This is a genomic window from Chamaesiphon sp. OTE_75_metabat_556 (genome assembly GCF_031378165.1).
GTDB lineage: Bacteria > Cyanobacteriota > Cyanobacteriia > Cyanobacteriales > Chamaesiphonaceae > Chamaesiphon.
On sequence record NZ_JANNDR010000058.1, the window covers coordinates 1 to 7283 of the forward strand.

Consider the following 7283-nt stretch of genomic DNA (forward strand, 5'->3'; position numbering starts at 1 on the left):
GATTTATCAACCGACAGTGCTTCTCGGCGGCGGACACCCACTATCGAATGTCAAAGATCCCCTGCCCACTGGGATCGAGCCAGTCCATACTTATATTAGTGCCGCCACTTATCAAGAACTGAGCACCAAACCGGATCGTAACGTCTACCAGTACACCTTCCTCGAACGCGGTGCCAATGCCGCCCAAAAATTAGCGCAAACAGCCGCTAAAATCGACCCCAATCGGGGACAGCGATTGCTCGGTCTTTACGGAGCACGGGGACAAGCTGGCAATCTACCCGTAAGTTCGGCCAAACACGATTATCACACCACTGGCTTCGACATGGCCAAAGTGCATACCACACGAGGTTTGCAACCAGATACCAACCGCCCGCTCCAACAGGAAACCGATCCGCAATTTGTCCAGCGGGAACGGAATGAAAATCCGACACTTAACGAACTCACTACCGCAGCATTAACCGTATTGAGCAAAGATCCCGATGGTTTTTGGCTGATGATTGAAGGTGGCGATATCGATTGGTCTGCTCACGATAATAATCTCGATAATACGATCGGGGCTACTGTAGATTTCGATCGATCTGTCGGTACGGTCATCGACTGGATCTCCACTCACGGCGGCTGGGCACGCAATCAACTGATCGTCACCGCCGACCACGATCATTATTTCACGCTCAATGATGATTTTCCCGATCGCTTGCGCCGTCAAGGTGCCCAGAAATTAACAGACGTCGATACCGCCGTCGATGCCGGACATTATTGGGGTTCCCAACCCGTCGTCGCCACAGATGCAGCAGGCAAAGAGCTGCCAGAGACCGGGAAATACGGCTGGGGCAATCATGCCAATCGCCCCGTTCCTGTCTATTATCAAGGCTATGCTTCCGCTGTCTTGACCAAATCGATCGGTCAAGGCTTTAAACTCTACGATCACAATGTGCCTGGGATTCCAGGTTTAACCGATCAGATCCACATTTATCAAACCCAGTTAGCCGCAGTCAAACCACCAGCCGCTCTTGAGAGCGATCGATAGTACCAACCGATCGATTAGTGTCGTTATCGATAATAATCGATCTAGCCCCATCACCAAGTATGCATATGAGATCGAATACTAAATTAGCGATCGCGATTTTCGGCATGATTATCGCTGGATTGATGGTACTTCCGGTAGCAGCCAAACCAGCAATCGTAAACTCTCCGCCTATTGCTGCTGATGGCAATATTTTACAAGCTCTATTCTTGGGATTAGTTCAAGGCATCACCGAATTTCTCCCGATTAGTAGTACCGCCCACTTATTAGTGACGACCAAGGCATTTGGTTGGCAACAATTAGGTCAAAAAGATTATGCCGATGCGATTCAATTTGGTAGTGTGATTGCGGTATTAATTTACTTTTGGAAAGATATCATTACGGTGGTTACTGGTGGTGTCGCTGGCATTGCGCGCCAAGATTGGCAAAACATTGATGTCAAAATCTTCATCGGTATTGCCGTGGGTACTCTGCCCGCACTAATTCTGGGCTATTTAGGCAAAGATATCTTGCCGGATAGTGCCCAAATTATTGCGATGATGTCGATCGTCATGGCAACTTTCTTATTGATTGCCGAGCGGTTTAGTACTCACCAACGGGGATTCGAGCGATTAGAAATTAAGGATGGTTTTTTGGTCGGGTTAGCTCAAGCGATCGCTTTGATTCCTGGGGCTTCTCGCTCTGGATCGACCCTCACTGCGGGTTTGTTTTTAGGATTGGATCGTCAAACAGCAGCGAGATTTTCTTTTTTAGTGGGCTTGCCAACACTAGCAGCGGCGACCTTATTTAAAGCTGTCAAAATCTTTAAAGGGAATGAATTACCGATCGTCTATTTAGCAGTAGGTACGATCTCTACGTTTATTTTTTCCTATATCTCGATTGCCTTCCTACTCAACTATCTCAAAACCAAAAACACGATGGTCTTCGTCTGGTACCGTTACGCATTTGGAGCCTCGATTCTGATTGCGCTAGCTGCTGGTTGGAAAGGGTGAATTCAACCGATTCAGCTCGTTACTTCAATCGATCGAGCGATGCTTTGAGTTTAGCTTGCAACTCGATCGGGAAATGTCGATCGAGTTGCAAGCTTATTCATGAGTAACAGCGATTTACTCATGTTATGGTAGCAGAACTGGATCGATCGTCGGGATGTCGATGGGTGTTCGATTCAGACAGAGGGTAACAGGTTCCCATGGCTGTTTCATGAATATTTTTCGATAGGTGCTACACTCTTTTGCCAACACCATGACGCTGGGAGTATTCCACTGATTGCTACCATCTAATGTCCGCACAAAGCCCAGCATTACATTAGGTTCTGTCAATCGTGAGGAGCTACCAAGATCGACCATTAACCGATTCAGTTCGCTGCGATTAAGCAAGACCAGCTTACTCATTACGACGGTATTATAGGCAGCAGAAACCTTACGATAATCAAAGGCTTCGCGCGGGTTGGTGTAGCCAGTATCTTGAATACGAAGGTACTTTGAATTAAAGGTGGCTAGGGTAACGTTTTCTCCTGCACCTTGATTTACCACTCGATCGAAATATTTGTCAGGACTGGTGATATATTCCTTTAATTCTTCCTTCGTCATGCCGATCGATTCTTTGAGCAATACATTCAAAAGATCGTCTTTGAGTTGCCGGATGGGTTCGATCAGAAAATCGGGAGTAATTACATCAATAATGCTGCTAATTGTCCCAATAGTCAGACCTACAAAATCTGGCGCACCAGACATCGATAAGAGATGATCCGTGGTGTATTTTTTCAAAACTGCTTCGGCTCTTTGAGTGTCAGCCGATCTACTCGGATTAAAAAATAGTGCTTTACCGACTTCATGACTGACTGCTGGCCAAGCTTTGAGTCCCCGATCAATATCATTGCGCCAAGCCTCTTTGTAAGTGACAATGAGACCATTTTTCGCCATGTAAGTCTTTTTTTTAGTAAAGACGGCTGCGCGACACAGAGTATTTGTGCAGGCTCTGGACTCTCGATCGAACTCAGCCTTGCGATCGTCATATGCTTTAATATCTCGAACTAATTTAGCTCGCAGGGTGGAATATATACGCGGGATTGAGAACTTAGCCCCTTTGCCATCAGATCGCAGTAATTGCCGGTCTAACACTGTACCAGGTCTGGCATCGATCGTGTTTTCATAAATGAAACTCTCGACACCATTGATACTGACATTGAAAAAATTAGCGTTTAAAGCTCGAGCATCCAAGCGTTTACCGACATAACCTTCGACGACAAAGTGTTTAATTGCATTAGCTGGACCTTTTGGAGGCTTAATGTCAAATGAACCACCAGCAAACTTATTGACAAAGGTATGTGCAAACATATCACCCGCCGCATGAGTGAGATAACCGATTGTAAAGGCTGTGGTAGCCGGCCGATTAGTCGCAGCAGCACGACCCCACAGGTGTTGCAGCCAACTATTAGATCCACCGACAACTCTACTAAAATCCTCACCAGGGTGAATTGCTTGTTGCCCTGTCAGAATGTCAGGGTAAGCATCTGGTCCAATGACACCGGCTCGATACTGAGCGGTATTAGCTCGCAGTGACGCTAGAATCGCCGGATCGACTTGATATGTACCGATCGTCCCCACTATTTCACCACTGCTATAATTCACTTTGGAAATAGTTATTTTTCCGTCATCCAGTGCATCATCCAGTGCTTGTTGGGCGAGATATGCGTGCATAGTTGGAGTCCAGGACAATGCCGATGAGGGATTTCCCAAGCAGCCAATTACAATAGCACCTGCTGTTGACAATAAAATTTCGATCCGTCTAATTTTTTGAGAACTTGCAATATTAGGCATGACTTTTTATGGAAGATTTACTACTATGTTTGATGCGGGTGATTTCTGCTAAAAAGTTACTCATCTACTATCGATCGCCAAATAGTTGAGAGTTTGACGATACTATCGATCGCAAGTATTGCCATCCAAAACTCATTTGAGATTGCTTGTATTCATGCCAGGAAATGACAAGTGTATTAGGGAGTTACTGGCCCTAATCTCACTGGTCCGACATCGATGGCTGACACTCTAATGGCATTAAGTGGCCGCTCGGTTACATAAAACTGCAATACACCGCGATCGCTATCGGGTTTCTTCCCTGTTATATTTACTGGGTTAGCTTCTCGATCGAACACGCCCATTAAATCGCCTGACAAACTGTGATTGCTAACGTTTAACGAGAAATTCAGCGCGCGAATATCCTTACTCGGATTAATATCTACTAATTCGTCATCGCCGCGTCCGACACCATCTTCATCCCAAAGTTGATACCGAATTGGTACTGTCACGAGCGTGTTAGGAATGAACTTAATTGTCATCCAGTCAGGCGTTCTGGACGATCGATCGATCTGCATCGCCTCAACAAACTCTTGTCCGGCGACCATGATTTTTGCGTAAAAATCTGCTTTACCGAATGGATCGATTTTAGTTTCAAAAGTACCAACATCATCTTTTTCAGCAACTTTGAGAGTTCTCACCAATACCGCTCGATGATTGATGGGCAATCTGGGCACCACCGGAATCGCTACCGGACTAGGAGCATTCACCGCCAGTCCTTTATTGAGTAGAAGGTAAGTTTTTTTGTCCTTAAATTCCGAAACAAAGCGGCCATCAGGTCGGGCAATCCAACTGGCTGAAAATGCCAAAAACTCGCCTCGACTGCCACTGCCTCGGCCTTTCCAGTGGCCATCATCCGATCCATCTTTTACCCATTCAGAGATTCGATAAACTGCGGTTAAGTCCCGATCGAGTTTTTGACGATCGCTACCCGATACGCTAAATGACTTGACTGTCGTCCAAAAATTGGGGTCGATTTCATTCACCCAAGTCTTAATCGCATTTACCCATTCACGGCTGCCAGCATAGGCAAATACATAAGATCGATCCCAGTTTGGTCGATTATAAGAATCTTTATTCAAACCGCTATCGTATCCCCCATGCTTGGGATGGTTTGGTGGGGGCGTTCCTTGAAAATGACCCGCGATCGCAGTGATGACATTTATATTCTTGGTGGATGAATTGTACCAAGTTTCGGTTCGGTAGCTATTTCCCGTTGGTGGATGCTGTTCGGCCCAATCTGAATGGGTATAAAAATCCTGCACGGCATGGAGCGAAATCCCCATAATTGTCAGTAGCTTGAGTGGATTTCGTTCCCTAGTGGCTTGATGGACTGCATCTCGCGTATTGACTGTAAATCGACCCCAATAGTTACGCACTTGTTGTGGCGTTAGCAGATTATCAAAATGTAGTAAATTTACATCATCTTTGATGGGTGAAATTTTAGGATTGCTATAGTAATCGACTAGCCAATTTTCTAGTTGAGCGACTTCGATCGCTGTATTTCCTAGTCCTTGGTCTTGCATGGCATCACGAGTCAAATCGAAGTGATGGCCGGTATCAAAGGCTGATGACGGCTTGGCAGTTGAGGCTATTGAGATGGTTGTCAAGACGATCGATACAAAGATCGATCGAACAATAGAACTTGAAAACTTCATGGATACACTCCAAAATACGATCGACAAAATCACCTATAATTTTTGCAGTTGACTTGCAAAAAGATAGATAGATTGAGTTATTGTGATATTTTAATGAGTGCAGTATACACAGTAAGATCGCCAATAATATGCTTTGTGTATTATTTGTCATAATTGCTTTGCTTAACCACAAAGAGACTAGCCTGGTTGACTCAAAAGCCGCAAATCATTTGGCGATCAGGGTAATCATAAATCACATATTGCCATTCATCGCAAAATATCGATCGATCGAGGTCGATAACTTGTGGTAGAGGAAACCGTACAATAGATGTGAGCAGTGGTGGCGATAAAATGTTAGAGATAGATCGATCGCCACCTGCGCCGGCACCCCGTACTCCGCAACCAATCTGGTAATATGACATCCGAACTGATTCGTCAACGCTCCGATCTGATCGATACCCAAGTAATCGCCAAAGATACAGGCAAACGCTTGGGAATTGTCAAAGAGCTACTGGTCGATATCGACAGCCGTGAAGTAATCGCGCTGGGTTTACGCGACGGTTGGCTAGCTGCTCCTGGCGGACTAGTAAAATATATGTTCCTCTCCTCGATCGAAAAAATGGGCGATGTGATCCTCGTGCCCAACGATGAAGCGATCGACGATCTCGACCCTGAAAATTATACAACTCTCATCGGTTGCGAAGTTATCACCGAAACTGGCGATATGCTAGGCAAGGTTAGAGGCTTCAAACTTGACTGCGACGATGGCAAACTGACTTCGATTATTATTGCCGCGATCGGCTTACCGTTGATTCCCGATAATGTAATTAGTACCTACGAATTTTCGATCGATGAAGTCGTCAGTACCGGTCCCAATCGCTTGATGGTATTCCAAGGCTGTGAAGAACGCCTCGAACAACTCTCCGTCGGCTTCCTCGAACGGATCGGTCTCGGCAAAGCCCCCTGGGAAGACGAATACAGCTATCGTCCGGCAGTGATCCGTCCCGAAAATCAATTACCAGCAGGCGTACCCCTCAGCCCACCCCAACCGATCGTCCGCGCCCAGCCGCCAGTCGAGCAGCCCGTCTGGGAAGATGACGACTGGCAAGAAGTTCAAGCTGCAAGCTTACCGCCGCAGCGGCTCCAAGCAGAGCAACCCCTCTACTATGACGACGAAGATGAGGGCGAAAACTGGAACGAACCGATCCGCGAGCAGCCTCGCACCGCCAAAGTCTATCAGGATGTCCCCTATACACCGATTGCCAACACTCCCAAACCATTGGAGCCAGAGGACGAGGATCTACTGACGCTCGAAGATGATATGTGGGGCGACGATACCAAGTCCCCAGTTTATCAGCCCCAAAAACTCAAGATCCCTGAAGCTCCTCAAAAAGTAGATATTCCGCAAACTGTCAAGCAGGTTGAATATCAAGAAGAGGAACAACATTAGATTAGTTGATAATTGATAATTGATAGTTGATAATTATCAATTTTACTTACCTAGCTGCATAAATATTTGTAGGTTGGGTTGAACGAATGTGAAACCCAACATTCGCACGCGCCGAATTCGACGAGCGAATTAAAAAATTGTAAATCCTCAATCCAGAATTGATATGACTCCAGAAGAGATGCGATCGTTGTTGAATAACCGCTTTGGAACGACGATTAAGGTTGTCGATGAAGATTCATATCAAGTCGAAACACCCGATTATCGCCTGCTAATTATTCTGTCAGCTCAACAATCTTGGGTGCGGATGTTGGTACCGA

At 46.0% G+C, this 7283-nt stretch carries 5 protein-coding genes; 3 read left to right on the forward strand and 2 right to left on the reverse strand.

Features of this window, described 5'->3' with window-relative positions; genetic code table 11:
• Both RMO27_RS02915 and RMO27_RS02920 read left to right on the forward strand, forming a co-directional pair.
• Nucleotides 1-1027, forward strand: a 1027-nt coding sequence (locus tag RMO27_RS02915) for an alkaline phosphatase (protein WP_309728908.1), incomplete at its 5' end; no start/stop codon positions are given.
• A 59-nt stretch (nt 1028-1086) separates the two neighbouring features.
• Entirely contained in the window at nt 1087-2016 is a 930-nt protein-coding gene (locus RMO27_RS02920; RefSeq protein ID WP_396133604.1) for an undecaprenyl-diphosphate phosphatase, read from the forward strand.
• A 123-nt stretch (nt 2017-2139) separates the two neighbouring features.
• Here RMO27_RS02920 and RMO27_RS02925 read toward each other — a convergent pair whose 3' ends face one another.
• Entirely contained in the window at nt 2140-3843 is a 1704-nt protein-coding gene (locus RMO27_RS02925; protein ID WP_309728910.1) for a zinc dependent phospholipase C family protein, read from the reverse strand.
• A gap of 176 nt (nt 3844-4019) precedes the next feature.
• On the reverse strand, nt 4020-5537 hold the full coding sequence (locus RMO27_RS02930) for a hypothetical protein (protein WP_309728912.1): 1518 nt from the start codon (nt 5535-5537) through the stop codon (nt 4020-4022).
• Between the two features lie 394 nt (nt 5538-5931).
• Here RMO27_RS02930 and RMO27_RS02935 point away from each other — a divergent pair, with 394 nt between their 5' ends.
• On the forward strand, nt 5932-6966 hold the full coding sequence (locus RMO27_RS02935; RefSeq protein WP_309728914.1) for a PRC-barrel domain-containing protein: 1035 nt from the start codon (nt 5932-5934) through the stop codon (nt 6964-6966).
• Nucleotides 6967-7283 lie beyond the last annotated feature (317 nt).